Origin of the sequence: Pseudonocardia sp. EC080619-01, assembly GCF_001420995.1 — a bacterium.
Taxonomy (GTDB): Bacteria; Actinomycetota; Actinomycetes; order Mycobacteriales; family Pseudonocardiaceae; genus Pseudonocardia.
In genome coordinates this window covers 2,402,157-2,428,068 of the sequence record NZ_CP012184.1, presented here as the reverse complement: position 1 = coordinate 2,428,068, position 25,912 = coordinate 2,402,157, and the positions used below count along the sequence as shown (strand labels likewise).

The following is a 25,912-nucleotide window of genomic DNA, read 5'->3' as shown; positions in this document are numbered from 1 at the left end:
CGCTGCGCGGATCCGACGAGGAGACCCGGATGACTCCCGACGACCTGGACGAGTTGTTCCGCACCTACCGGGAGTCGGCCTTCCGGCTGGAGTGCCGCGACACGTACGCCGTCCCGGGCGAGGACGAGGACTTCGACGCCCACCTCGGTGGACGCGAGTTCCCCGCTCGCACCCCGCACGACGACGAGTGGCTGGCCACCGTCCGGGACCAGGTCTCCCGCGGGAAGTACTTCGGCCGCGTCCGGCTGGTCGGGCACCCGCTCACCGACTACACCCGGTTCCAGTTCGTCTGTTACCCGCGGGAGAACATCCCTGCCGGTGAGGAGGTGCGACTCCTCGACCGGCGCCGGCTGCCCGCCGGGGACGAGTCGTGGAGCCACCAGGACTTCTGGATGTTCGACGAGCGCATCGTCGTCCTGCAGCACTACGACGAGGGCGGTCGCTTCGTCGGGGTGTCCGAGGATCCCGAGGCCGGTCCGTACGTCGCGATCCGGCGTCGGGCGGTCGCCCTGTCCGTGCCGTTCGACCAGTACGAGGTCACCTCCGGCCCCGCGCGGTGAACAGGCCTCGCGGACCTACCGGCGCTCCAGCGCACGACCGGTCTCGGCGAGGATCACGTCCCAGGGCAGGCGCCGGTCCGACGGCGCCTCCCGGGGCTCGTGGAGCGCCCACACGCCGGGCCCGCCGACGACCGTCACCCCGGCCGCCCGCAGCGTCGAGAGATGTCCTGACCAGGCCGGATGCCGCACGTGGGCGGCGTTCACCCGGGGGAAGACGACGAGCGGTGTCGCGGGATCGCCGACCGCCTCGCAGAGCGCCGTGAGCGCCTGGTTGTCACCGATCCCGAGCGCGAGCTTGGCGACCGAGTTGGCGCTGGCAGGCGCCACGACGTAGCAGTCGACCGGTGGGTGGGGGCTCCGCTCGCCCGGGAGCCGGGGGCCGGTGCGCACCGGCAGCCCGGTCGCGGACCGGAGTCTCGCGAGCTCGCCCGACCCGGTCAGCCACGCACCCGCCGTCGGGGTCAGGGTGACGGCGACCCGCCACCCGCGTTCCCGTGCCGGTTCGACGAACCACTCGCGGAGGGTCTCGACACCCCCTGCCGCGCACGCGACCAGCCCGACGACCGGGCCGGTCCTGCCGGTGACCTGCCGACCGTCGGGAAGCAGCACCCGGTCACGCTACTCAGACCCGGTCCATGACCTCCAAGAGCGCGCGCGCTGTCGGCAGGTCGGTGACGAGCCGGTTGTACAGCCCGGCCCGGGCCGCCCCGACGATGCTCGGCACCTTCTCCGCCCCGACGGCGACGGCGATCGTCCGCGGGACCTTCCGCAGCTCGTCCGGAGAGATCCGCACCATCCGCTCGCTGCCGGGGAAGTCGATCGGGTCGCCGTCCGCACGGTAGAAGTTCAGGCAGACGTCGCCGACCCCGGCGCGGAGGCCCTCGTCGTCCAGCGGGACCGAGGTGGAGATCGAGTCGCGGCCCGCCGGCGGGGCACCGATGCCGACGAGTGCGGCGTCGGCTCGGGTCCAGAACCCGGTGACCCGCTGGAACTCCGGGTCCTCGACGAGGGTGCGGCGCATCGCCGGTGACGGCATCGCCTGGGTGAACAGGAAGTTCGGGCGGCCCTGCATCCGCTCGGCGACGGCTCGGGTGATCTCGTTGGTCTGGTGCCAGGCCTCCGGCTCGGACACCCCGCCCACGGTCGGGACGATCTCGCAGCCCGGTACCGACGGCAGCGACTCGTGGCTGAGCTCCCACAGTGTCCTGCCCGACGAGACGAGCAGGAGGTCCCCGGCACCCAGGCCGGCCTCGCGCAGCGCCTCGCCGACCGGCTCGGCGAGCGACGGTCCGAGATCGGTGGCGGCGAACGGGGCCAGCCACACCTTCTCGATCCCGAGTGCCCCGGCGAGCCGCAGCGCCTCGTCCCCCCCGGTCCCCAGGGTGTCCGGGTCGTGCACGGTGATCCGCACGATCCCGACCTTGCGTGCCTCGGCGAGCAGCCGGGACACGGTCGGCCGGGACACCGTCAGACGTTCCGTGATCGCGGCCTGGTTCAGGTCGTCGAGGTAGTACAGCCGTGCAGCCCGGTGCATCAGCCCCAGGTCACGGCGGGTGAAGCCGCGCGGCGCCATCGCCGTCTCCTTCCGTCTGAGGACGGATCCTCCCGCACCACCGTACTGCACGTTTGTTCACCTTGGAACCGATGTGTTGACGGATGTTCACGACAGAACGCATGCTCAGGACAAGCGTTCATGCCCAGGTACGCATGGCACCAATGGAGGTTCCGCCGTGGCTGTCGAGACAGCGATCCCCACCCGGATGCAGGCCGTGGTCGTACACGGCCCGGAGGACTACCGGCTGGAGGAGGTGGACGTCCCCAAGCCGGGCGCCGGCGAGCTGCTCATGCAGGTCGAGGCCGTCGGGGTGTGCGCCAGCGACCTGAAGTGCTACCACGGCGCCGCGAAGTTCTGGGGCGACGACAACCGTCCCGCGTGGGCGCAGACCGGTGTCACGCCGGGCCACGAGTTCGTCGGCCGGATCGTCGACGGCGACGCCGAGGGGCTCGCGCTGCACGGCGTCGAGCTCGGCGACCGCGTCGCCTGCGAGCAGATCGTCCCGTGCGAGGAGTGCCGCTACTGCCGGCGCGGCCAGTACTGGATGTGCGGCCCGCACGACATGTTCGGCTTCCGCAACTTCAACGGGGCGATGGCCCAGTACATGGCGGTCCCGACCCGGGCCCGCGTGCACAAGGTCTCCCCGGACCTCGCCCCGGCGCACGCCGCGTTCGCCGAGCCGCTGTCCTGCGCGCTGCACGCGGTCGAGCGGGCCACGATCTCGTTCGACGACGTCGTGGTCGTCGCCGGCTGCGGCCCGATCGGTCTCGGCCTGATCGCCGGCGCCCGGGCCAAGAACCCGCGCCTGCTGATCGCCCTCGACCTCGACGACGACAAGCTCGAGCTGGGTCGCCGCACCGGGGCCGACCTGACGATCAACATCGCCCGCGAGGACGCCGTCGCCCGGGTCAAGGAGCTGACGGACGGCTACGGCGCCGATGTCTACCTCGAGGGTTCCGGCGCGGTCCCGGCCGTCGCGCAGGGCCTCAACCTGCTGCGCAAGCTGGGCACCTACGTCGAGTACTCGGTCTTCGGCTCCGAGGTCACCGTCGACTGGTCGATCATCTCCGACGACAAGGAGCTCGACGTCCGCGGTGCCCACCTCGGCCCGCACTGCTGGCCCGCCGCGATCAAGATGCTGGAGGACGGCAAGCTCCCGATCTCCGACATCTGCACCCACCAGGTGCCCCTCGCGGACTTCCAGAAGGCCCTCGACCTCGTCGGCGACACCTCCGGTGCGTCGGTGAAGGTCTCGATCCTGCCGAACGCCTGAGGGAGCACCGATGAGCAGCGCCGCCATCAACGACCCGCGGAACGAGACCTTCCTCGACCGCATCGGCATCCCGCACTCGTTGCGCTGGGGCTTCCTCGGCGTGCTGGTCTTCATGACCGGCAACGGGACCGAGTCCAACTTCATCTCGCCGCACATCGAGGCCGTGCTGGGGTCGCCGGAGGCCACGGTCGCCACGATCATCACCGGCTACAGCCTCGCTGTTCTTGTCGCGAGCTACCTCTCCGGTGCGCTGGCCGACCTGTGGGGCCCGCGGCGGGTGATGGCCCTCGGTGTGACCGTGTGGGTCGTCTTCGAGGTCCTGTTCCTGCTGAGCCTGCAGCTCGGCAGCCTGCCGCTGGTCGCGCTGACCTACTTCCTGCGCGGCTTCGGCTACCCGCTCTTCGCGTTCGCGTTCCTGGTGTGGATCAACGTGGTCACGCCGTACGAGCGCAACGGTGTCGCCGTCGGCTGGTTCTACGTGATGTTCACCGGTGGCCTGCCGACGCTGGGCTCGCTGTTCGCGATCGGCATGATCCCCGCCTTCGGCGGCGCGACCGGTGGCGAGACCGCCGCGATGGTCGGGTCGACCGCGCTGGTCGTGGCCGGTTTCCTGATCACCCGGTTCGGGGTGAAGGAGGAGCACGCCGACAAGCGGCTCGCCCCCGCCGGTGAGACGAACGCCCAGGTCCTCACCGCGGGCCTGCGACTGACCGCCCGCAACCCGAAGATCCTCATGGGTTTCCTGGTCCGGTTGATCAACACCGCGCCGCAGTACGGCATGTTCATCATCCTGCCGACGGTGATCGCGGTGGACCTGGGCTGGGGACAGAGCCGCTGGCTGACCATGACGGTGTTCGTCTACGCGACGAACATCCTCGTCAACGCCGTGTTCGGCTGGGTCGGCGACACCTGGGGCTGGCGGCGGACCGTGCAGTGGTTCGGCGTCTTCGGCTCGGCCGTGGGCCTGCTGCTCTGGTGGTACGTGCCGCAGTTCGTCCCGGCCGGTTCGACCTGGGGCTTCTGGGTGTCGGTCGCCGCGGGCTGCGTCTTCGGCTGCCTGCTCGCCGGGTTCGTCCCGATGGGCGCGATCATGCCCGCGCTCGCACCCGACCACAAGGGCGCGGCCATGGCCATGTACACCACCGCCGCAGGTGGAGCCGCCTTCCTGGGGTCCGGTGTCGTCGCGCTGATGCTGGCGCTCGGCACCGGCAACGTCGGCGTCGTCTGGGCCTTCGTCGCCCTCTACGTGGCGGCGTTCGTGATGGTCTCGTTCCTCGACGTCCCCCAGGACGCGAAGGAACTCCGCGCACCCGCCGCCACCCACTAGCCATCCGGCACGGGCGGCCGCGCCGCGGCCCGCCCGGACCCGTCCCGAGGAGGGGACATGACCAGGATCTTCGACGACCCGGCCGAGTTCGCCGACGACCAGCTCGCCGGCTTCCTCGACCTCTACGCCGACCGTGTCCGAGGGGTGCACGGCGGGGTGGTCTCGCACCGCGGTGAGCAGCCGCAGGTCGCCGTCGTGATCGGCGGCGGGTCCGGGCACTACCCGGCGTTCTGCGGGACGGTCGGACCCGGCCTGGCCACCGGCGCGGTGGTCGGCAACATCTTCACGTCGCCGTCGGCGGCCCAGGCCTACTCGGTCGGGAAGGCCGCGAACCAGGGCCGGGGCGTGATCTTCAGCTTCGGCAACTACGCCGGCGACAACATCAACTTCGGGATCGCGGCCGAGCGCCTGCGGGCCGAGGGCATCGACACCCGGATCGTCGTCGTCACCGACGACGTCGCCTCCTCCGACACCGAGGACGAGCGGCGCGGCATCGCCGGCGACTTCACCGTCTTCAAGGCGATGGGCGCCGCCGCCGCGCAGGGCCTCGGCATCGACGAGGTCGAGCGGCTCGGCAACGCCGCGAACGCCGCGACCCGCACCCTCGGCGTCGCGTTCTCCGGCTGCACCATGCCCGGCGAGGACGAGCCGCTGTTCTCCGTCCCCGAGGGGCACCTGGGCCTCGGCCTGGGCATCCACGGCGAGCCCGGCATCCGCGACGTGCCGATGCTGCCCGCCCGCGAGCTCGCCGAGCTGCTGGTCGACGAGGTGCTCAAGAACGCCCCCGCCGGTGCCCCGGGCCGGATCGGCACGATCCTCAACGGCCTCGGCACCACCAAGTACGAGGAGCTGTTCCTGCTCTGGCGCCACGTGGCGCCGCGGCTGCGCGACGCCGGGCTCGAGATCGTCGACCCGGAGGTCGGCGAACTCGTGACCAGCCTCGACATGGGCGGCTGCTCGCTGACGCTCATGTGGCTCGACGACGAGCTCGACCCGCTCTGGCGGGCCGACAGCTACACCCCGGCCTACCGCAAGGCCGGCGCCCCGCTGGCCGCGCTGCGCGCGCACACCGCCGACGAGCTCGCCGAGGCCGAGGCCGTCGTCACCGCGCCGGAGGCCGGCGAGGCCGGACGACGGCTGGGCGGCACCGTGCGCGCCGGCCTGGCCGCCGTCGAGGCGACGATCCGGGAGCACGAGCACGAGCTGGGCCGGATCGACGCCGTCGCCGGCGACGGCGACCACGGGCGCGGCATGGTCAAGGGCATCACCGCCGCCACGGCCCGGATCGCCGAGTCGGGCGACGACGTCGGTGGCGGCTGGCTGCTGCAGCAGGCCGGGCAGGCCTGGGCCGAGCGCGCCGGCGGTACGTCCGGGGTGTTGTGGGGTGCCGCACTGGAGTCGCTCGGCCGGCACCTCGGCGACACCGCCGACAGCTACCCCGCGGCCACCGTCGCCGCCGGGGCCCGCGAGTTCGCGGCGACGATCCAGCAGCTCGGCGGCGCCGAGCCCGGTGACAAGACGCTGCTCGACGCCCTGCTGCCCTTCGTCGACGAGCTCGAACGCCGGGTCGGTGACGGCGAGGGCCTCGCCGCCGCCTGGACCTCCGCCGCCGCGCTCGCCACGACGAAGGCACAGGAGACGGCCGGGCTGCGGCCGAGGATCGGCCGGGCCCGTCCGCTGGCCGAGAAGAGCGTGGGAACGCCCGACGCGGGGGCGACGTCGATGGCGCTGGTCGTCACCGCGGTCGGGAACGTCCTGACATCCGAGGAGGAGCAGAAGTGAGCGAGAAGCTGCGCATCGTGGTCGGCGCCGACGACGCCGGTTTCGACTACAAGGAGACCCTCAAGGCCGACCTGCAGGCCGACGACCGGGTCGCCGAGGTGATCGACGTCGGCGTCGCGCAGGACGGCCACACCGCGTACCCGCACATCGGCGTCGCCGCGGCCCGCAAGGTCGCCGACGGCGAGGCGGACCGGGCGCTGCTGGTCTGCGGCACCGGGCTCGGCGTCGCGATCTCGGCGAACAAGGTCCCGGGCATCCGTGCCGTCACCGCGCACGACACCTTCTCGGTGGAGCGTTCGGTGAAGTCCAACGACGCCCAGGTGCTGTGCTTCGGCCAGCGCGTCGTCGGGATCGAGCTGGCCCGCAAGCTGGCGGCCGAGTGGCTGGAGCACCGCTTCGACCCGCAGTCGGCGTCCGCCGAGAAGGTCGCCGCGCTGAACGACTACGACCGCCGTGACGGCGACCGGCTCGCCGAGGCGGGCGCGGTCGGGACGGACTGCTGATGTTCGACCTCACCGGCCGCGTCGCGTTGGTGACGGGGGCGGCGTCCGGCATCGGCGCGGACGTCGCCCGGGCGCTGGCCGCCCAGGGCGCCGTCGTCGCCGGCGCGGACCTCGGCGGGATCACCGGCGACGCGTGCGCCTCGACCCACCGGGTCGACGTCGCCGACCCGGCCGCCGTCGACGCCTGCGTGGCCGAGGTCGTCGACCGGCACGGCACGGTCGACGTACTGGTCAACTCGGCCGGCATCGCGCTGCTGGAACCGGCGCTGGAGCTGGGGATCGACGCCTGGCGGAAGACCCTCGACGTCAACCTCACCGGGTCCTGGCTGATGGCGCAGGCCGCCGGGCGGGTCATGGTCGGGCGCGGGTACGGCCGCATCGTCAACCTGGCCTCGCAGGCCGCGAGCAGCGGCCTGGAGATGCACGCGGCGTACTGCGCGTCGAAGGCCGGGATCAACGGGCTCACCCGCACCCTCGCCGTCGAGTGGGGGCCGCACGGGGTGACGGTCAACGCGGTCTCACCGACCGTCGTCCTCACCGACCTGGGCCGGAAGGCCTGGGACAACCCGGCCGGCGAGGCGCACCGGGCGGAGATCCCGGCGCGGCGGTTCGCCGAGCCGTCCGAGATCGCGGCGGCCGTCGTCTACCTGGCCTCCGCCGAGGCGGCGATGGTGAACGGGGCCGAGCTCAAGGTCGACGGCGGCTTCACCGCCCGCTGATCGGGCGGCGCGAAGCGCTGCGCTGCTCGTCGTCCCGGCGACCGCCGCTCCTCACGTGCGGTTCACGTCGGTCCGGTCCCATGGGGCCATGAGCACGCTGCTGGTGTCGCTGTCCGGCCTGACCGACGGCGACGACGCCGACCGGGCCCGCGCCGCCGCCTTCGCCGCCGAGCTGGACCGTCTCGGGGTGCCGCTGACCCATCTGGTGCAGCCGAAGGGCCCGGACGGTGCGCTGCGCCGCGGCGACGATCTCGTGCGCTGGATCGCGGGCCGGGTCCGCGCCGGCGACGACCTGCTGCTCCACGGCTACGACCACACCGCCGACCCGGTCGGCGCCTGGCAGAACGGCGCCGTACCGCGGATCGGCCGGCGCACCGAGTTCGGCGCGCTGCCGCGGCACGAGGCCGCGCTGCGGATCACCGGCGCCCGCCGGATCCTCGCCGCGACCGGACTGTCCACCGACGGGTTCGCCCCGCCGCGCTGGGCCGCGTCCACCGGCACCCTCGAGGCGCTCGCGGATCTCGGGTTCGCCCTGTGCACGGACGAGACCTCGCTGCGGGTGCCCGGGGGCGAGGTCCTGCGGGCCAAGGTGCTCACCTTCCGCAGCTCCGAGCCGTGGCTCCGGGAGCCCACGGCCGGTGACCGGCGCCGCGGCCGGGCGCTGGAGCAGCAGGCCGTCCGCACCGCGCGGCGCGGCGGGATCGTGCGGATCGCGTTGCGTGCCAAGGACCTGCGCAAGGAGAACCGGGCCGCGACGGCCCTCGCGGCGATCGACGCGGCCCGGGCGGCCGGCGCGACGCCGTCGGTGCACCGTGGCCTCTGCACGGCGGCGCTCCCCGCCGCCTGACCCCGACCACCTGGCGACAGGGCTCGGTTGTCCACAGTGTGTGTTCCCCTGTGGACAACCGGTGCCGCCTGTGGACAGGCCCGTTCCGTCAGACCGTGCGGGGCATGCCCAGCACGCAGAACTCGTTGCCCTCGGGATCCGCGAGGACCGTCCAGGGCTCGTCGCCCGGCTTCGCCCCCGCGCTGTGCTGCCCGACGTTCACCCGGGTCGCGCCCAGCATCTGCAGGCGGGCGACCTCCGAGTCGCGCACGCCGTCCGGGCGCAGGTCGATGTGCATCCGGTTCTTCGTCCGCTTCCCCTCCGGGACCGACACGAAGGTCATGCCGGGGGCGCCGCCGACGGCCGGCCGGATCTCGAACTCCTGCGGGGAGTGGTTCACCACCACCCAGTCCAGTGCCTCGGCCCACCAGCGCCCGAGGCGTACCGGGTCACGGGCGTCCACCACGACCCGCTCCCAGGTCATCGCCATCAGAGGCCGACCGTCTGCTCGCGGTCCGGGACGAGGAGGGTCGTCCCCTCCGGCCCGAGGTTCTCGAAGAACCCGTGGTGCAGCGCCGGGTTCGCCAGCGTCTGCTCGTGGATCGGGACGGCCGTCCGCGGCGCCACCGACCGCAGGTAGTCGACGGCCTCCGAGATCTTCAGCCAGGGCGCGCCGGTCGGCAGCAGCAGGGTCTGCAGGTCGTCGATCCCGGGCGGGACGTAGGCGTCACCGGGGTGCAGCAGGGTGTCGCCGTCGGCGGTGACGAGGTAGCCGTTGTTGGCGATCACCGGGATGTCCGGGTGGAGCACCGCGTGGTCGCCGGACCCGACGACGGAGATCTCCGCCCCACCGACGGTGAGCCGGTCACCCGGGGCGACGGTGCGGGCGTCGACGCCGTCCAGCTGGCCGGCGGTCTGGCCGTCGGTGACCAGGGCGGCGTCCGGGTTCGCCCGCAGCAGTGCCTGCAGCGTCTCGGGCACGACGTGGTCGAAGTGCTGGTGGGTCACGAGGATCGCGTCGAGGCCGTCGAGGGACTCGAAGCCGGAGGAGAACGCGCCCGGGTCGAAGAGCAGCCGGGCGGTTCCGGTGTCGACCAGGACGCAGGCGTGGCCGTAGTGCGTCAGGTGCATGCGTCCAGCATCCCCGGTCCGGCGGGGTTCGTCCGGGCGGGTGAGCCCCGCGCGTCGCTCACGCCGGTCCCGCGGCACGTCTCAGCCGGTCGTGTGCGCCCGCAGCACCCTCTCCTCCTCGTCCGCGGTCAGGCCCGCGAGCCGCGCCCGGTCCGGGCCCAGGTCGTGCTCCCGCTCCAGCGCGGCGACGGCCGTCCCGGAGACCGGTCGCACCGTCAGCCCCGCGCCGAGGGTGTCGGTGACGTCGCGGTCGGCCAGGCCCCAGTGCGTCTCCGGCAGCCACAGCGGCAGCGAGCGGGGGCCGGCCCAGATCGCGACGTCCTCGGACTGCAGGGTCTCGACCGGCACCGGGACCAGGTCGAGGTCCGCCGCCCCGACGGCGCCGGCGACCTCCTCCAGCACCCGGGCGAGGGTCGAGCGCGGTCCGGTGCCGTCGTACGTCCCGGCGGTCCCGTCCGCGGCGCAGCGGACGATCCACGCGGCGAGATCACGGACGTCGACGATCTGCATCGGGTGTCCCGGCGCGTCCGGCACCACCACCCGCCCGCCGCGGGCGAACCGGTTCGCCCAGTACCCGAACCGGTCCAGGACGTCGCCGGGCCCGCACATCAGCCCGCCGCGCACGATCAGGGCCCGGTCACCCAGCCGGCTGCGCACCGCGTGCTCGCTGCCGACCTTGGCCGAGCCGTAGACGTCCGGGTCGGACAGCTGCACCGCGGGATCGGGTCCGGTGTGCAGGGGCGGCAGCGTGGCCTGGCCGACGGTCCCGCCGCGCAGCGACAGGTCGGCGTAGGCGTTGAGCGACGAGACGAACGTCCAGTGCCCCGCCCGGTCACCGACGGCGTCGAGCGCCTCCCGGACCCACGGTGCGGACATCGTCGCGACGTCGACGACCGCGTCGAACGAGGTGCCGGCCAGCGCCGCGGTCAGCGCCCCGGGCGTCGAGCGGTCGGCCCGCAGCACCGTCGCACCGTGCGGCGGCGCGCCGGAGACGCCACGCGACACACAGGTCACGTCGTGCCCGGCGGAGAGCGCCGCCCCCGCGACCGCGCGGGAGAGGAAGACCGATCCGCCGAGCACCAGGATGCGCATGCCGCCCGATGGTGAGGGCAGGCACGTCGAGCCGTCACCCCTGTTCGCCGTAGGGTGAGCGCGTGGCCAGAGTGGTGGTGGACGTGATGCCCAAGCCCGAGATCCTCGACGTGCAGGGTCAGGCCGTGACCCGGGCGCTCGGCCGGATCGGGGTGTCCGGCGTGAGCGGCGTGCGGCAGGGGAAGCACTTCGAGCTCGAGGTCGACGACGCGATCGACGACGAGACCCTGCACCGTCTCGCCGGCTCGCTGCTGGCGAACCCGGTGATCGAGGACTGGACGGTGACCCGGCTGTGAGCAGGGTCGGTGTCATCACCTTCCCGGGGACCCTCGACGACGTCGACGCCGCCCGTGCCGTCCGCCGCGCCGGCGCCGAGGCCGTCCCGCTGTGGCACGGCGACCACGACCTGCAGGGTGTGGACGCCGTCGTCGTGCCGGGCGGGTTCTCCTACGGCGACTACCTCCGGGCCGGTGCGATCGCGTCGCTGGCGCCGATCATGCGCGAGGTCGTCGACGCCGCCGGGCGGGGCCTGCCGGTGCTCGGCATCTGCAACGGCTTCCAGATCCTGTGCGAGGCGCACCTGCTCCCCGGGGCACTGGTCGCGAACGCCGGCATGCACTTCCTGTGCCGCGACCTCGTGCTGACCGTGGAGAACGACCGGACGGCCTGGACCAGCGACTACACCGCGGGTGACGCGCTGACGATCCCGCTGAAGTCGCAGGAGGGCCGCTACGTCGCCGACGCCGCGACCCTCGACGAGCTGGAGGGCGAGGGCCGGGTGGTGTTCCGCTACCGCGACGGCGCCCCGAACGGTTCGACCCGCGACATCGCCGGCATCACCAACGCGGCCGGGAACGTCGTCGGCCTGATGCCGCACCCGGAGCACGCGACGAGTGACCTGACCGGCCCGTCGTCCGACGGTCTGGGTCTGTTCACCTCCGTGCTCGCGCAGGTCACCGCCTGACGGAGGGCCGCATGCGGCCTGCGGCCCGGTGAGTCCCGTCCCAGGCCCCGCGGATCACGGCGCCGGGGCGTCTACCCTGGCGCCGTGACGCAGCCCGAGGTGACCGTCGACTCCGTCAAGCACGCCGAGGCGACGCCGGACCAGCCGCAGCCCCACCGGGAGCTGGGCCTCAAGGACGACGAGTACGCCCGCATCCGGGACATCCTCGGTCGCCGGCCCACCGACGCCGAGCTGGCCATGTACTCGGTCATGTGGAGCGAGCACTGCTCGTACAAGTCGTCGAAGGTGCACCTGCGCTACTTCGGCGAGACCACGACCGACGAGATGAAGAAGGCCATGCTCGCCGGGATCGGCGAGAACGCCGGTGTCGTGTCGATCGGCGACGGCTGGGCCGTCACCTTCAAGGTCGAGTCGCACAACCACCCGTCCTACGTGGAGCCCTACCAGGGCGCGGCGACCGGTGTCGGCGGCATCGTCCGCGACATCATGGCGATGGGCGCGCGTCCGATCGCCGTCGGCGACCCGCTGCGCTTCGGCCCGCTCGACGCCGACGACACCGGCCGGGTGCTGCCCGGGATCGTCGCCGGCGTCGGCGGCTACGGGAACTGCCTGGGCCTGCCGAACGTCGCGGGCGAGGTCGTGTTCGATTCGTCCTACGCGGGGAACCCGCTGGTCAACGCCCTGTGTGTCGGAGCACTGAAGAGCGAGGACCTGCACCTCGCGTTCGCCTCCGGGACCGGCAACAAGATCATCCTGTTCGGTGCGACGACCGGGCTCGACGGCATCGGCGGTGTGTCGGTGCTGGCGTCGGAGACCTTCGACGAGTCGACCGGAGGGGCCGGGCGCAAGAAGCTCCCGAGCGTCCAGGTCGGCGACCCCTTCACCGAGAAGGTCCTCATCGAGTGCTGCCTGGAGCTGTTCGCGGCCGGGCTGGTCGTCGGCATCCAGGACCTCGGCGGCGCCGGGCTGTCCTGTGCCACCTCCGAGCTCGCCTCCGCCGGCGACGGTGGCATGCAGGTCGACCTCGACCAGGTCCCGCTGCGCGCCACCGGCATGACCGCCGCCGAGATCCTCTCCTCGGAGTCGCAGGAGCGGATGTGCGCGGTCGTGACCCCGGAGAACGTCGACGCGTTCCTCGCCGTCTGCCGCAAGTGGGACACCATCGCGACCGTGATCGGCGAGGTCACCGACGGCGACCGCCTCGTGATCACCTCCGGTGGGGAGACCGTCGTCGACGTCCCGCCGCGCACCGTCGCCCACGAGGGCCCGGTCTACGAGCGCCCGGTCGCCCGCGACGACGCGAAGCAGGACGCGCTGGTCGCCGACGGCCCGGAGAAGCTGCCCCGCCCGGAGACCCCGTCCGAGCTGCGGGCCGAGGTGCTGCGGATGGCCTCCGCGCCGAACCTCGCCTCCCGGTCCTGGGTGACCGACCAGTACGACCGCTACGTCCGCGGCAACACCGTCGCCGCGCACGGCGCCGACGCCGGGGTCGTGCAGGTCGACGAGTCCACCGGCCGCGGCGTCTCGGTCGCGACCGACTGCAACGCCCGGTTCGTCGCGCTGGACCCCTACACCGGGGCGCAGCTCGCGCTGGCCGAGGCGTACCGCAACGTCGCCACCTCCGGCGCGGTGCCGCTGGCCGTCACCGACTGCCTGAACTTCGGCTCGCCCGAGGACCCGCACGTGATGTGGCAGTTCCAGCAGGCCGTGCGCGGTCTGGCGGACGGCTGCGCGGTGCTCGGCACCCCGGTGACCGGCGGCAACGTCAGCTTCTACAACCAGACCGGGTCGACGGCGATCCTGCCGACCCCGGTCGTCGGCGTCCTCGGCGTGATCGACGACGTCACCACCGCGATCCCGGCCGGGTTCGCGGGGGGTGACGGCGACGCCGTGATCCTGCTCGGGAGCACCGCCGCCGAGTTCGGCGGCTCGGAGTGGGCGCACGAGGTGCACGGCCACCTCGGCGGGAAGCCCCCGGCCGTCGACCTGGAGCACGAGCGGCGCCTGGCCGGGCTGCTCGCGTCGGCCGCCGCGGACGGCGCCGTCACCGGCAGCCACGACCTGTCCGACGGTGGGCTCGCGCAGGCCCTGGTCGAGGCGGCACTGGCGACCGGCAGGGGCGCCCGGATCGACCTGACCGCCGTGCACGACGACACCTTCACCGCGCTGTTCTCCGAGTCCGCCGGGCGGGTGCTCGTGACCGTCGCCGACGCCGACGCGTTCCTCGCCCGCGCCGCCGGGGCCGGCGTGCCCGCGGCCCGGATCGGTGACACCGGCGGCTCCGCGCTGCGGTTCGGCGACGGGGCAGGTGACCTCGAGCTGGACGAGCTCCGCACCGCCTGGGAGGGGACGCTCCCGGCGCGGTTCGGCGCGGTCTCGGTCTGAGGCCCCGATGGGCGACGTCCTCGACGACTGGCTGGACGGCGGCCCCGAACCCGATCGCGCCGTCCGCAAGGCGGCGGTGAAGGCATCCCTGGAGGAGCTGGCGCACCGCGCACCCGGCCACAGTGTCGAGATGCGGGTGCCGCCGTTCGGCGCGGTGCAGTGCATCGAGGGGCCCCGGCACACCCGGGGCACCCCGCCGAACGTCGTCGAGACCGATCCGCGCACCTGGATCGCGCTCGCCGTCGGGCGGCTGAGCTGGGACGACGCCGTCGCGTCCGGGGCGGTCAGCGCCTCGGGATCGCGGGCCGGCGAGGTCGCGGACCTGCTGCCGCTCCGGTGATCCGGGGCCCGATCCCGTGGTCGGGCGGGTGCACAGCGCAACCGACGTGACGCCCGTCCCCGGACCTGGGTGAACGCCGTGTTGCGCGCGTACGATCAACGCTTGGTCCGGTACGCCAGCCGAGGAGCGCCGCGTTGAGTTCCGCCCGGAACGAGCACGTCAGCCCTGCCCCCACCACACCGTCCGCCGCCGAACCCGAGCCCGACGAGACCGGTCCCCGCGAGGAGTGCGGGGTGTTCGGCGTCTGGGCGCCGGGTGAGGACGTCGCGAAGATGTCCTACTACGGCCTCTACGCGCTGCAGCACCGCGGCCAGGAGGCCGCGGGCATCGCCGTGTCCGACGGCCAGCGGATGGTCGTGTTCAAGGATCTCGGCCTGGTCAGCCAGGTGTTCGACGAGCAGACCCTGTCCTCGCTCCGCGGGCACCTCGCCGTGGGGCACTGCCGCTACTCGACCACCGGCGCGACGACCTGGGAGAACGCCCAGCCGACGTTCCGGACGACCGCGACCGGCTCCGGCCTGGCGCTCGGGCACAACGGCAACCTGGTCAACACCGCCGAGCTGCGGGACGACGTCGCCCGGCTGGAGAACCGCAACCGGTCCGGGTTGCGCGCGACCACCGACTCCGACCTCGTGACCGAGCTCCTCGCGGCCGGCGCCGCCGATCTCGGTGTCTACGAGGCGGCGATGCGGCTGTTCCCGCGGCTGCGCGGCGCGTTCTCGATGGCCTTCGCCGACGAGAACACGCTGTACGCGGCCCGGGACACGCACGGTGTGCGCCCGCTCGTGCTGGGGCGCCTCGAGCGCGGCTGGGTCGTCGCCTCGGAGACCGCGGCGCTGGACATCGTCGGTGCCTCGTTCGTCCGCGAGGTCGAGCCCGGCGAGCTCATCGCGATCGACGCCGACGGCATCCGGAGCCAGCGCTTCGCCGCGCCGGAGCCCAAGGGCTGCGTGTTCGAGTACGTCTACCTGGCCCGCCCCGACACCCACATCTCCGGCCGCTCGGTCTACGACACCCGGGTGGAGATCGGCCGCCGGCTGGCGGAGGAGCACCCGGTCGACGCGGACCTGGTCATCCCGGTCCCGGAGTCCGGCACCCCGGCCGCGATCGGCTACGCCCAGGGCTCCGGCATCCCCTACGGCCAGGGCCTGGTGAAGAACGCCTACGTCGGCCGCACCTTCATCCAGCCCAGCCAGACGATCCGCCAGCTCGGCATCCGGCTGAAGCTGAACCCGCTCCGCAGCGTCATCCGCGGGAAGCGGCTGGTCGTCGTCGACGACTCGATCGTCCGCGGCAACACCCAGCGCGCGCTCGTCCGGATGCTGCGCGAGGCGGGTGCGGTCGAGGTCCACGTGCGGATCGCCTCGCCGCCGGTGCGGTGGCCCTGCTTCTACGGCATCGACTTCGCCAGCCGCGCCGAACTGATCGCGAACGGTGCCGACACCGAGGGCGTCCGGCGCTCGATCGGGTCCGACAGCCTCGGCTACGTCTCGGTCGAGGAGATGGTCGCCGCGTCCGAGCAGCCGCGCTCCCGGCTGTGCTGCGCCTGCTTCGACGGCGACTACCCGATCGCGCTGCCGGAGGAGGCACAGCTCGGCAAGCACCTCCTGGAGGACATCCCGGCCACGACGGCCTCCGGATCGGCCTCGGGGGATCCCGGCCCGCTGGCCGTCGGATACGGTGCGGGTGAGGCGCTGACCCGGCCCTGACCGCGCAGCACCGTCCACGAGTTACCGCACCGCACCTGGAGAACCGACCCATGCCCTCGACCGAGCCCGGCGCCGCCAGCTACGCATCGGCGGGGGTGGACATCGACGCGGGGGAACGGGCCGTCGAGCAGTTCCGCCCGTTCGCGGAGAAGGCCACCCGGCCCGAGGTGATGGGCGGCATCGGCGGCTTCGCCGGGCTGTTCGCGGCGAAGTTCGGCAAGTACCAGGAGCCGGTGCTGGCGGCCTCGACCGACGGCGTCGGCACCAAGGTCGCGATCGCCCAGGCGATGGACAAGCACGACACCATCGGCCAGGACCTGGTCGCGATGGTCGTCGACGATCTCGTCGTCTGCGGTGCGGAGCCGCTGTTCCTGCAGGACTACATCGCCGTCGGGAAGCTGGTCCCCGAGCAGGTCGCCACGCTGGTGCGGGGCATCGCCGAGGGCTGCCAGCAGGCGGGCTGTGCGCTGCTGGGCGGCGAGACCGCCGAGCACCCGGGCCTGATGGAGGAGGGCGGGTACGACCTGTCCGCCACCGGCGTCGGCATCGTCGACGCCGAGAAGATGCTCCGCCCCGAGCGCGTGCGCCCCGGTGACGTGCTGGTCGCGATGGCCTCCTCGGGGCTGCACTCGAACGGGTACTCACTGGCCCGCCACGTGCTGCTCGACATCGCGCGGCTGCCGCTGGAGGGCGAGCTCGAGGAGTTCGACCACTCGCTCGGCGAGGAGCTGCTGGTCCCGACCCGGATCTACGCCAAGGACTGCCTGGCGATCACCGCCGAGACCGGTGTGCGCACGTTCTCGCACGTCACCGGTGGCGGGCTGGCCCGGAACCTCGAGCGGGTCCTGCCCGACGGGCTCGCCGCGACCGTCGACCGCGGCTCCTGGACCCCGGCCCCGGTGTTCAAGCTGATCCAGAGCCGCGGCCGGGTGGACCGCGACGAGATGGAGAAGACGTTCAACATGGGCGTCGGCATGGTCGCGGTGCTCCCCCCCGAGGACGTCGACCGTGCCCTCGCCGTGCTCACCGCACGGCACGTCCCGGCCTGGGTCCTCGGCGAGGTCGGCCGGACCGGCGACGTCGAGGGCGCCGGCTCCGGGGAGCTCGGTGCCCGGGTCCAGCTCCGCGGGGAGCACCCCCGCTTCTGAGCCCCCGCGCGGTCCGAGGGGCGTCACCCGGGCTCGCGCCGAGGGTCGCGCTCTCCTGCCCGCGTCCTCCAGGGCCGCGCTACCGGGGACCGGTCACCGGCTCGGCGCCGGGCCGGTCGCGCTCATCGAGGGCCCCGGTGTTCTGGAATCGCTGCCTGGGGAAGCGGGTTTCCCTGATGGCCTCATCGGTCGTGGGGCCCGGCCCCGTCGTGCCCGGGCCGCAGACGGAGCCCGCCGGACCGCCCTCACCTGATCGGGCCAGCGCCGGTCGCGACAGGCGATGCTTCGGCCGCCCTGTGTGGCTCACGCAGCATCGGCGGGTGCAGGGCGGTCGCCGGACCCCGGCGGAACAACCGCGGCGGTCGTCCGCGTCCGCCGGTCACGAGCGTCGACGTCGGGAGCAGGAAGCCCTCGGTCGAGGTGACCTTGCGCTGGAAGTTCCGCGGGTCCAGCGACGTGTCCCAGACGGCCTCGTACACCCGGCGCAGGTCGGTCACGGTGAACTGCGGCGGGCAGAACGACGCGGCCAGCGTCGTGTACTCCAGCTTCGCCTTCGCCCGTTCGACGCCGTCGGCCGTGATCCGGTCGTGGTCGAACGCCAGCGCGGGTACCCGGTCGACCGGGACCCAGGCCGAGGCGACGGCGCCGCCACCCGGGGTCGGGTCCGGCATGTCGGGCACGAATGCGACGTAGCCCACGGCCAGCACCCGGCCACGCGGGTCCCGGTCCGGGGCCGCGTAGCTGGCCAGCTGCTCCAGATGACCGACGACGGCGTCGCCGGTGTCGGCTCCGGTCTCCTCGCCGAGCCGACGGCTCGCCGTGTGGACCAGATCCTCGTCGGGGCGCACGAAACCGCCGGGCAGCGCCCACTGCCCGGCGAACGGCTGCTCGCCCCGCTCGATGAGCAGGACGTGCAGGCTCTCCGAGCGCACGGTGAGCACGACGAGGTTGACGGCGACCGCGAAGAGGTTGCCGCGCATCTCGTGACCACCTCGGACAGAACGGAACCAGGAACGTCGCTCCGCGGGGGAGCGCGCTCATGATCTTGCCCTATCCGACCGGCCGGGGGAAACCGTCCGGTACGACCGGCGTACCGGACGCAGCGGCGAGCGGGCGCAGTCGGTGCTGCGCGCGACGCGGCGCCCGGGTGGCGGGGATCGGGATCCCCGGCCCGGGCGCCGGTACGGAATTCAGCGGCGAGGGTCGTCGTCCTCGTCGTTGTACTTGGCGGCGAGGTCGGCGTACTCGCCGTATCCGTCGTCGCCGTTGTCGGTAGTAACCGCCGTCCCGCTACCGATCTCGCGCTGCAGCGCGTCGAGATCCATAGCAGGGGAGTCGTACTTGAGCTCGCGGGCCACCTTCGTCTGCTTGGCCTTGGCTCGTCCGCGCCCCATGGCTGGTCCCCCTTACAACAGGGAAGGGGCGGCCCGGTCAGCTGACACGACCCGGCGGCCCCTCTCGTCTCATCAATGTCGTGCCTCTAACCGTACCCTGCTCACCCCGGTACGTGCGACGCGGCACCGCCGTCGTCACAGCCACAGGTGTCCACGTGTGGTCGCCCGTGGGCCGTCGTTCACCCGGCTGCCGCACCGGGCGGGGGACCGCCGGCCGGGCGTCAGCCGTCCGTGCGACGTGCGGCACCCGCGGTCCGCTCGCGGGCGGCGCGGCCCGGGGGCGGATTGTCCGGGTCCTGCTCGTAGCTGTCCGGGTCGATCGTGGCCGGGGAGACCCGGTCGTCGACGCCGGCGGTCAGCTCGGCGTCGACGGGAACCGAACGCTTCACGAGCGCGAGCGCGACCGGGCCCAGCTCGTGGTGCTGCACGACGGTGCCCACCCGGCCGACCGTGCGATCGTCGCGGCGGACCGGATCGCCGGTCCGGGGCAGCTCCTCGTCACCGGCGTCGAGGAGCAGCAGCACCTGCCTGCGCGGCGGCCTGCCGAGGTTCGCGACCCGGGCGACGGTCTCCTGGCCCCGGTAGCAGCCCTTGGTCAGGTGCACCGCGGGCCCGATCCAGCCCACCTCGTGCGGGATGGTGCGGTCGTCGGTGTCCCGGTGCAGCCGCGGCGCGCGCGACTCCACCCGCAGCGCCTCGAAGGCGATCGTCCCGGCGGCACGGGCACCCGCCGCGGTCAGCGCGGACCACCAGGTGCCGGTCGCGTCGCGGGGCACGACGACGTCGACGGCGTCCCTGCCCGGCCACGGGGTACGCCGGACGAAACCGCCGCCGGGCAGCGCGGCGACGCCGTGCGGGGCGGGAGGCAGCGGCAGGCCTGCCTTCTCCAGGACGTCCGGGACGTCCGGCCCGACGACGCCGAGGACGGCGAGCTCGCCGGTCACGTCACGCGGCTCGACCTTGGACCAGAAGACCATCTTCGTCAGGTAGTCGAGCAGCGGCGCGCCCTCGCCGGGCTCGGTGTCGAGGTAGACGGTGTCGCCCGTGGCCGCGACGGCCATGTGGTGCAGCACCCGTCCCTGCACGTCCAGCACCAGTGCCTCGGTGCCGGTGTCCGGCGGCAGCTCGCTGACGTGCTGGGTGAGCAGCAGGTGGAGCCAGGACAGCCGTTCCTCGCCGCTCACCGCGATGACCTCGCGGTGGCTCCGGTCGACGACGGCGGCCGCGCGCGCCATCGCACGCTGCTCGGCGGGCGGGTCGCCGTGGTGGGCCGGGACGGCGGCGTCGGGGTCCGCCGGCCCGCCGGTCGTGTCGGTGTCCTGCTCGGGTCCGGGTGTGGTCACCGGTCTCCCTCCACGGCCCCCGTGGGGCTCGTGTCGTCGGTGTGGTTCGTGTGGTCCGCGCAGTCGACGCAGGTCCCCGACAGCGCCACGTGCGTGGCGTCGAGGTGGAATCCGAGGTCCGCCAGCGTGCGTTCGGCCACATCGGACAGCAGCTCGGTCGGTGCCTCGTCGACCCGGCCGCAGTGGTGGCACACGAGGTGCACGTGCCGGTGCTGGTGCTCGGAGTAGGTCGGCGCACCGTGCCCGAGATGGGCGTGCCGGACGACGCCGAGCTCCTCGAGCAGGTCCAGCGTCCGGTAGACGGTCGTGATGTTGACCGCGGGTGCCGTCTCCTGCACACGGCTGCACACCTGCTCGGGGGTCGCGTGCCCCAGGTCGTGCACGGCGTCGAGCACCAGCTGGCGCTGGGGGGTCATCCGCAGTCCGCGCTTGTGCAACGTGCCCTTGAGCGAGGTGTCCACGACGCCGATGGTATTCGCTCCGGCGGGCGGGGGTCGCACGGCGACGACGGTAGCCGCGCATCATGGCACGGGATCCCCCGGCGCGGGGGTCGCCACGCCGCCGTACGGCGGCCGGGCGCTGCGGAGTTCGCCGCGACGGCGCAGGCGCAGCTACCCTGTCGACCGGGGGTCGACCGGGTTCGCCCGGTCGTGGGTATCCCGCGCAATGCCGGACGACCTGTGAGGAGAGACGATGACGACAGACGGGGCGGACCGCCCGGGCGGTTCCCCGCGGTTCGACGTCGTACTCCGCGGCTACGACCGTAGGCAGGTGGACGAGCACATCGTCCAGATGCAGCGGGTCATGGGCCGGATGCGTGCCGACATCGACGCACTGCGGAGCCGGCCGATGCCGCCGCCGATGCCGATGTCGCCGCCCGGCGGTTTCGCGGCCGCCGGAGCGCAGGGCGCACCGCCGCGTCCGGGGCCACGCCCCGCGCCGGTCGCCGGCCCGCAGGACGCCGAGCGGCACGGCGCCGTCGACAACTTCTCCGACCGGATGCAGGCGATCCTGCAGACGGCCGAGGAGGAGGCCGAGGAGATCCGGAACAAGGCCAAGGCGGACGCCGAGCGCGTCACCGCCGAGGCCCGCAAGCAGGTCGACCGGGCCCGCGCCGACGCCGACCGGGCCCGCGAGCACGGTGACAAGCTCCGCGCCGAGGTCGGTGAGCTGACCCGCCGGCGCGACGAGCTCCGTGCCGAGGGCGCCGCGAGCGGCGCCGGTGACAAGGCCCGCCACGAGATCCGGGGTGCGGCGTCCGCCGCCCCGGAGACGGCGGACGAGGCGTCCCGCAACGGTGCGCCGCAGCCCTCGCGTCCCGGGGGCGACGACCGGCCCCGCACCGACGACGGCGACGGCGCCCGGCGCAGTGACAGCGGCCAGCAGGCCCGTCCCCAGCCCGGTGCCCGTCCCCAGCCGTCGGCCGGGGTGAACGGTGCCCGTCCGGCCGCGGCGAACCAGGCCGGTGAGCAGGGAGCCGCGCCGCGACCGGGCCCCCGCCCGCAGCCCGGCCCCCAGCCGGCCCGTGCCGACTCCGGTCAGCAGGCCCGCCCGGAGGCTCCGGCGCCGGGCAGGCCCGCCGGTCAGGCCCGCCCGGGTCCGTCCGGTCAGCAGGCCCGGCCCGGTCAGCCGAGCGGCTCCGGTCAGCCGAGCGCTGCCGGCCAGCAGGGCGGCGCGGGTCAGCAGGGCACCGGTCAGCAGGGCACCGGTCAGCAGGGCGCCGGTCAGCAGGGCGCCGGTCAGCAGAGCGGCGGTCAGCAGAGCGGCGCCGGTCAGTCGGGTGGCGCCGGCCAGCAGGGCGGTCCGAGCAAGCAGGCAGCCCAGGGCGGACCGAAGCAGGCCGCTCAGGGTGGCCCGAACAAGCAGTCCGGCTCGGGCACGCCGTCCGGCTCGAACCAGAAGGGCCCGGCGTCCGCCGCGGCAGGCGCCCCCGGGAAGCCGGGGCCGGACGCGACTCCCGGTCAGGCGGCCGAGTCGAAGCCGTCCGCCCAGCCGAAGCCGGAGAAGGCCGAGCAGGGCAAGCAGGACGCGGCACCGCAGCCGAACACGTCCGGCCCGGGGCAGCCCGGGCACGGGCAGCAGCCGGGTCAGGGCAAGGGCGGTCCGGCCCAGCCGGGTCAGGGCGCCACGGGACAGCAGGGGCAACAGGGCCAGCAGGGCCAGCAGAGCCAGCAGAGCCGCCCGGGGCCGCGTCCCGGCCCGCGGCCGTCACCGTCCCCGGCACCGCGTCCCGGCCCCCAGCCCGCCCAGGGGAACCAGGGCGCATCGGACGCGGAGCGGACCACGGCCGTCCGGGCCACCGACGAGCCGGAGCCCGCGGACCTGTTCCGCCCGGCGTCGGAGCCGCGGCGGTCCGAACCCGCGACGACCGCGGTGCCGCACCAGGACAAGTCCGACGGGGCCGCGGAGCGGACCGTCGCGGTCGGCGCGGTCCGTCGTTCCGGTGACACCCCATCGGATGGTTCCTCGACGCCGTCGACGGGCGACGCGGCGGGTTCGTCGTCGCTGTCGCAGCCCGAGGCCGACCCGCCGACGACCGCCAACCCCACGGCCGGGCGCGCCCCGGCCACCGGCACCCAGGACGGCTCCCGCACCGGATCCGGCCAGGGTGGCAACGGTCAGAACGGGCGTAGCGGTGGTTCCGACGCCGCCGACGGCGCCGGCGGCCGCTCCGGGAACGGGCGTCCGAACGGCTCGGGAGGCAACGGCGGCAACGCTTCCGGCAACGGCCGGTCCGGCGCGGCGCAGCCGTCGTCGGGGACGCGCAGCGGCTGAGGGTCCACGCGTACGGGCCCCGACCGGCCTAAGGTCCGGGCCCATGCAGCTCGGCTCGTTCACGGTCCCGCCCCTCGCTCTCGCGGCGGTGCTGGGCGCGGGCGTGCTCGTGATCCTGGTTCTCTGGGGCGTCTGGCGCGCCCGCCGGACGCCCGCGCCCGAACCGCTGCCCGTCGCCCCACCGGAGACGGTCGGCGCCCCGCCGCCGTGTGCCGAGGACTGGACCGGAGAGTCCGCGGGCGGCCCGGCCGACCCGCCACGTCCCGCGCGGCCCCGGACGGTGGCGGACGCCGTCGCCGAGCGCGGTGCCGACACCGGACCGATCCCGGGCCTGCCGATCCGCACGGCCCCGGCCGCCTCCGCGACCGGGACGGTGGGTGCGGCAAGTGCAGCGGGGCGTCATGCGGCGCCCGACGGGGCGGGACCGATCACCGTCCCGTCCGACGAACGTCCGGACGGGGCGACCCTCGCCCGCACCGGAGTCCCGGCGGCCACCCGGCGCCGGCCGCGACCGAGCCCGGCCCCGCGCGGCGGATCCGCCGCCCCCGCCGTAGGGGACGAGGAGGCGACCGGTCCGGCCGCCGACGGCACGGCCGACGGCGTCGCCGGATCGTCCACGGTGGAATCGACGCCCGGCCGGGGAGTGGCGGCGGTGACCGGCGCGGTCGCGGCAGGTGCGGTCGGTGCCGGGCTCGCCGCAGCAGCCCCGGATCCCGGCGGAGCGGCAACGGACTCCGGGACGACGACCCCGGATCCCGGTACGGCGGCCCCGGACCCCCGTACGGCGGCTACGGGCTCCGATGCGGCGGCCCCGGACCCCGATGACCCGGCACAGGACCCCGGCGACACCCCGGGCGCCGCCGCGGCCACCACCCGTCCGGCCGCCCGTCTCCGGATCGTCGACGCCGCAGACGCCGTCGACGCCGACACCGACACAGACGCCGCGGCCGAGGCCGACGACACCGCAGCCCCGACCGCCTGGGACAGGCCCCGCACCGAGGACCCCACCGTCGCCGACGACGTCTCCACCGGCCCGCTGCCCCCGTGGTCGGCCGAGCGGACCGTCCCGGCCGTCGAGGACCTGCCCTGCGGAGACCGGGGCTCCGCGGACGCCACCGCGGACCGGGCCGCCGCCGACGAGGCCCCGGACGGTGTCCCGGCCGCCGCAGCAGCGGGCGCCCCGGAGCCGATGTCCCGGGCCGTCCAGCAGGCCCTCGCCGCCCGCGCCGTGCAGCGCGCCCGGATCCTCCGTGCCGAGATCGACGACGTGGAGCCGGAGACCGGTGGCCAGCAGGAGCTGCCGCTGTCGGTGGTGCCGTCGACCCAGGCCGTTCCCGCGGCGGGCGTGGACGCCCGAGACCGGCTGCTCGGCGTGCTGCTCGCCGACCCCGCCCGTGCGCTCGACGCGACCCGGACCCTCGACGACTCCCGCGACCGGATCGAGCAGCTCGGCGACGTCCTGCGCCGGCGCCGCGAGGAGCTGGCCGGAGCCGTCCGGCACCTGCACGAGTGCGGTCTCGATCCCGTCCAGATCGGACGGTTGTCGGGTCTGGCCACCGCCGACGTCCGGACCATCCTGGACGGTGAGGACGCCGGTCGCGGCTGATCAGGCCGTCGCGGTGAACCGGACCGGGGTGCCCGGCGGCGCCTGGGCCAGCAGCGGCAGGTCCGCCGGTTCCACGACCGCGATCACCGGGTAGCCGCCGGTCGTCGGGTGGTCGGCGAGGAACACCACCGGCGGGCCGTCCGGCGGGACCTGCACCGAGCCCGTCACCATGCCCTCGCTGGGCAGCTCCCGGTCCCGCGCGTCAGGGAGCCGTTCCGGCGACGGTCCGTCGAGCCGGATCCCGATCCGGTTGCCGTCCGGTGTGACCGTCCACGTCGGATCGAGGAGTGCGCGGCGGGCGTCGGTGAACCAGTCGGCGCGGGGCCCGAACCGCACCCGCAGGCGGACCGGGGCGACCGGCAGCGACACGGGGACCGGGCCGGTCTCCGGCACCGTGCCGGACCCCGGGCCCACGGGCAGCTCGTCGCCGTCGGCGACCGGGGCGGGCCCGAGCCCGGACAGCAGGTCGGTGCTGCGGCTGCCGAGGGCCGGCTCGACGTCCACCCCACCGTCGACGGCGAGGTACACCCGCAGGCCCCCGACCGGCCTGCCGATCTCGAGCTCCGCACCGTCCGGCAGGTAGACGGCGGTGTGCGAGGCGGCGGCCCGCCCGGCGACCCGCACCGGGGCCGGAGCCCCGGTCACCGCGACGACGCGCGCGCCCCGCGCACGCACCCGCAGGCCGCCGCCGAGGAGCTCGAGCCCGGCCGCGCCGCCGGGGTTGCCGACCAGCCGGTTCCCGAGCTCGTAGGCCGGACCGTCGAGCGCGCCCGACGGCGGGACCCCGAGGTGGGCGTGGCCCGGCCGCCCGCGGTCGGTGACGAGCGCCTGCGGGCCGGCCCGCAGCACCTCCAGCGCGCTCACCGGGCCTCGAACCGCACCCGGTCGCCCGGGGTGAGCAGTGCGGGCCGCTCGGCCGACGGGTCGAACAGGACGGTGTCGGTGCGCCCGATCAGCCGCCAGCCGCCGGGGGAACGGCGCGGGTAGACGCAGCTGTAGACGTCGGCGATCCCGACCGAGCCGGCCGGGACCGCGGTCCGCGAACTCTCCAGCCGTGGCTGGCGCAGCGGTTCCGGCAGCCCGGAGAGGTACCCGAAACCGGGCGCGAACCCGCAGAAGTCCACCGTGTACTCGGCGCCGCTGTGCAGGGCGACGACCTCGTCGACGTCGATCCCGGCGGTCTCGGCGATCAGCCGGAGGTCGGCGCCGTCGTAGACGACCGGGATCGTGTGCACCGTGCCGGTGCCGGGAGGCGTGGTGGCCGGGTCCGCGTCGCGGACGACCTCGCGCACCCGCTCGGTCGACGCCCCGGGCGCGACCTCGACCAGCACCGTGCGCGCCGCCGGGACCAGCTCCGTCACCTCGGACAGGCCGGCCGCCCGGACGGCGGCGACGATCGCGGCCACCTCGGCCGCGTTGGGCACCTCGAACAGCAGCGCCCTGCTCCCGCAGGGACGGACCGCGGCGTCGGCCACCGGGC

The 25,912-nt window shown here is 74.4% G+C and carries 26 protein-coding genes; 15 read left to right on the top strand and 11 right to left on the bottom strand.

From position 1 onward, the window contains the following. Positions 1-29: 29 nt before the first annotated feature. Positions 30-560 carry a DUF6879 family protein gene (locus tag AD017_RS11360; RefSeq protein ID WP_060574200.1) on the top strand — a complete coding sequence of 177 codons (531 nt, stop codon included), beginning with the start codon at positions 30-32 and terminating at the stop codon, positions 558-560. 15 nt (positions 561-575) lie between these two features. Here the strand turns inward: AD017_RS11360 and AD017_RS11355 are convergent, their stop codons facing one another. Continuing rightward, the gene (locus AD017_RS11355; RefSeq protein WP_227012721.1) at positions 576-1,169 is read right to left on the bottom strand and encodes a flavoprotein; all 594 of its coding nucleotides are present in this window, start codon (positions 1,167-1,169) and stop codon (positions 576-578) included. A gap of 13 nt (positions 1,170-1,182) precedes the next feature. Beyond that, positions 1,183-2,133: a sugar-binding transcriptional regulator gene (locus AD017_RS11350; protein WP_060574199.1), complete on the bottom strand. Its 951-nt coding sequence runs from the start codon at positions 2,131-2,133 to the stop codon at positions 1,183-1,185. A gap of 157 nt (positions 2,134-2,290) precedes the next feature. Here AD017_RS11350 and AD017_RS11345 point away from each other — a divergent pair, with 157 nt between their 5' ends. From AD017_RS11345 to AD017_RS11320, 6 genes are all read left to right on the top strand, one after another. Then, positions 2,291-3,388 (top strand): alcohol dehydrogenase catalytic domain-containing protein, encoded by a 1,098-nt coding sequence (locus AD017_RS11345; RefSeq protein ID WP_010240201.1) that lies wholly within the window; start codon positions 2,291-2,293, stop codon positions 3,386-3,388. A 10-nt stretch (positions 3,389-3,398) separates the two neighbouring features. Beyond that, a complete protein-coding gene (locus AD017_RS11340) occupies positions 3,399-4,715 on the top strand; it encodes an MFS transporter (RefSeq protein WP_060574198.1) in 1,317 nt (438 codons plus the stop codon). A 57-nt stretch (positions 4,716-4,772) separates the two neighbouring features. Further along, complete coding sequence (locus AD017_RS11335) at positions 4,773-6,497, top strand: dihydroxyacetone kinase family protein (protein ID WP_060574197.1); 1,725 nt, start codon at positions 4,773-4,775, stop codon at positions 6,495-6,497. Then, complete coding sequence (locus AD017_RS11330; RefSeq protein ID WP_010240207.1) at positions 6,494-7,000, top strand: ribose-5-phosphate isomerase; 507 nt, start codon at positions 6,494-6,496, stop codon at positions 6,998-7,000. The genes AD017_RS11335 and AD017_RS11330 overlap by 4 nt, the downstream gene beginning before the upstream one ends. Beyond that, positions 7,000-7,719, top strand: a complete 720-nt coding sequence (locus AD017_RS11325) for a GolD/DthD family dehydrogenase (protein WP_060574196.1) — start codon at positions 7,000-7,002, stop codon at positions 7,717-7,719. The genes AD017_RS11330 and AD017_RS11325 overlap by 1 nt, the downstream gene beginning before the upstream one ends. A gap of 88 nt (positions 7,720-7,807) precedes the next feature. Beyond that, a complete protein-coding gene (locus AD017_RS11320; protein ID WP_060574195.1) occupies positions 7,808-8,566 on the top strand; it encodes a DUF2334 domain-containing protein in 759 nt (252 codons plus the stop codon). Positions 8,567-8,654: 88 nt separating this feature from the next. Here AD017_RS11320 and AD017_RS11315 read toward each other — a convergent pair whose 3' ends face one another. From AD017_RS11315 to AD017_RS11305, 3 genes are all read right to left on the bottom strand, one after another. Continuing rightward, positions 8,655-9,035, bottom strand: a complete 381-nt coding sequence (locus tag AD017_RS11315; RefSeq protein WP_060574194.1) for a VOC family protein — start codon at positions 9,033-9,035, stop codon at positions 8,655-8,657. After that, positions 9,035-9,676: an MBL fold metallo-hydrolase gene (locus tag AD017_RS11310; protein WP_060574193.1), complete on the bottom strand. Its 642-nt coding sequence runs from the start codon at positions 9,674-9,676 to the stop codon at positions 9,035-9,037. Before AD017_RS11310 ends, AD017_RS11315 begins: the two co-directional genes overlap by 1 nt. A gap of 81 nt (positions 9,677-9,757) precedes the next feature. Beyond that, the gene (locus AD017_RS11305) at positions 9,758-10,768 is read right to left on the bottom strand and encodes an NAD-dependent epimerase/dehydratase family protein (protein ID WP_060574192.1); all 1,011 of its coding nucleotides are present in this window, start codon (positions 10,766-10,768) and stop codon (positions 9,758-9,760) included. 62 nt (positions 10,769-10,830) lie between these two features. Between AD017_RS11305 and purS the strand changes: the two genes are divergently transcribed. From purS to purM, 6 genes are all read left to right on the top strand, one after another. After that, positions 10,831-11,064: a phosphoribosylformylglycinamidine synthase subunit PurS gene (gene purS, locus AD017_RS11300; RefSeq protein ID WP_029239885.1), complete on the top strand. Its 234-nt coding sequence runs from the start codon at positions 10,831-10,833 to the stop codon at positions 11,062-11,064. Beyond that, positions 11,061-11,732, top strand: coding sequence for a phosphoribosylformylglycinamidine synthase subunit PurQ (gene purQ, locus AD017_RS11295; protein WP_060574191.1), 672 nt, complete (start codon positions 11,061-11,063; stop codon positions 11,730-11,732). The genes purS and purQ overlap by 4 nt, the downstream gene beginning before the upstream one ends. Before the next feature lie 84 nt (positions 11,733-11,816). Beyond that, a complete protein-coding gene (purL, locus tag AD017_RS11290; protein ID WP_060574190.1) occupies positions 11,817-14,117 on the top strand; it encodes a phosphoribosylformylglycinamidine synthase subunit PurL in 2,301 nt (766 codons plus the stop codon). Between the two features lie 7 nt (positions 14,118-14,124). Further along, positions 14,125-14,457, top strand: a complete 333-nt coding sequence (locus AD017_RS11285) for a sterol carrier family protein (RefSeq protein WP_060574189.1) — start codon at positions 14,125-14,127, stop codon at positions 14,455-14,457. Positions 14,458-14,591: 134 nt separating this feature from the next. Then, positions 14,592-16,166: an amidophosphoribosyltransferase gene (gene purF, locus AD017_RS11280; RefSeq protein WP_010240227.1), complete on the top strand. Its 1,575-nt coding sequence runs from the start codon at positions 14,592-14,594 to the stop codon at positions 16,164-16,166. A 50-nt stretch (positions 16,167-16,216) separates the two neighbouring features. Continuing rightward, entirely contained in the window at positions 16,217-17,314 is a 1,098-nt protein-coding gene (gene purM, locus AD017_RS11275; protein WP_010240228.1) for a phosphoribosylformylglycinamidine cyclo-ligase, read from the top strand. A 245-nt stretch (positions 17,315-17,559) separates the two neighbouring features. Here purM and AD017_RS11270 read toward each other — a convergent pair whose 3' ends face one another. From AD017_RS11270 to AD017_RS11255, 4 genes are all read right to left on the bottom strand, one after another. After that, entirely contained in the window at positions 17,560-18,294 is a 735-nt protein-coding gene (locus AD017_RS11270; RefSeq protein WP_060574188.1) for an NUDIX domain-containing protein, read from the bottom strand. Between the two features lie 210 nt (positions 18,295-18,504). Next, the gene (locus AD017_RS11265) at positions 18,505-18,708 is read right to left on the bottom strand and encodes a DUF3073 domain-containing protein (RefSeq protein WP_010240231.1); all 204 of its coding nucleotides are present in this window, start codon (positions 18,706-18,708) and stop codon (positions 18,505-18,507) included. Between the two features lie 221 nt (positions 18,709-18,929). After that, positions 18,930-20,051, bottom strand: a complete 1,122-nt coding sequence (locus AD017_RS11260; RefSeq protein ID WP_060574187.1) for a folate-binding protein YgfZ — start codon at positions 20,049-20,051, stop codon at positions 18,930-18,932. Continuing rightward, a complete protein-coding gene (locus AD017_RS11255) occupies positions 20,048-20,512 on the bottom strand; it encodes a Fur family transcriptional regulator (RefSeq protein WP_010240233.1) in 465 nt (154 codons plus the stop codon). The genes AD017_RS11260 and AD017_RS11255 overlap by 4 nt, the downstream gene beginning before the upstream one ends. Before the next feature lie 232 nt (positions 20,513-20,744). Here AD017_RS11255 and AD017_RS11250 point away from each other — a divergent pair, with 232 nt between their 5' ends. Together AD017_RS11250 and AD017_RS11245 are read left to right on the top strand one after the other, a co-directional pair. Next, positions 20,745-22,826: a V-type ATP synthase subunit E gene (locus AD017_RS11250; RefSeq protein ID WP_060574186.1), complete on the top strand. Its 2,082-nt coding sequence runs from the start codon at positions 20,745-20,747 to the stop codon at positions 22,824-22,826. A 43-nt stretch (positions 22,827-22,869) separates the two neighbouring features. Beyond that, a complete protein-coding gene (locus AD017_RS11245; RefSeq protein ID WP_060574185.1) occupies positions 22,870-24,432 on the top strand; it encodes a hypothetical protein in 1,563 nt (520 codons plus the stop codon). Here the strand turns inward: AD017_RS11245 and AD017_RS11240 are convergent, their stop codons facing one another. After that, on the bottom strand, positions 24,433-25,296 hold the full coding sequence (locus AD017_RS11240; protein WP_060574184.1) for a biotin-dependent carboxyltransferase family protein: 864 nt from the start codon (positions 25,294-25,296) through the stop codon (positions 24,433-24,435). Beyond that, a complete protein-coding gene (locus tag AD017_RS11235; protein WP_060574183.1) occupies positions 25,293-25,907 on the bottom strand; it encodes an allophanate hydrolase subunit 1 in 615 nt (204 codons plus the stop codon). Before AD017_RS11235 ends, AD017_RS11240 begins: the two co-directional genes overlap by 4 nt. Positions 25,908-25,912: the final 5 nt, after the last annotated feature.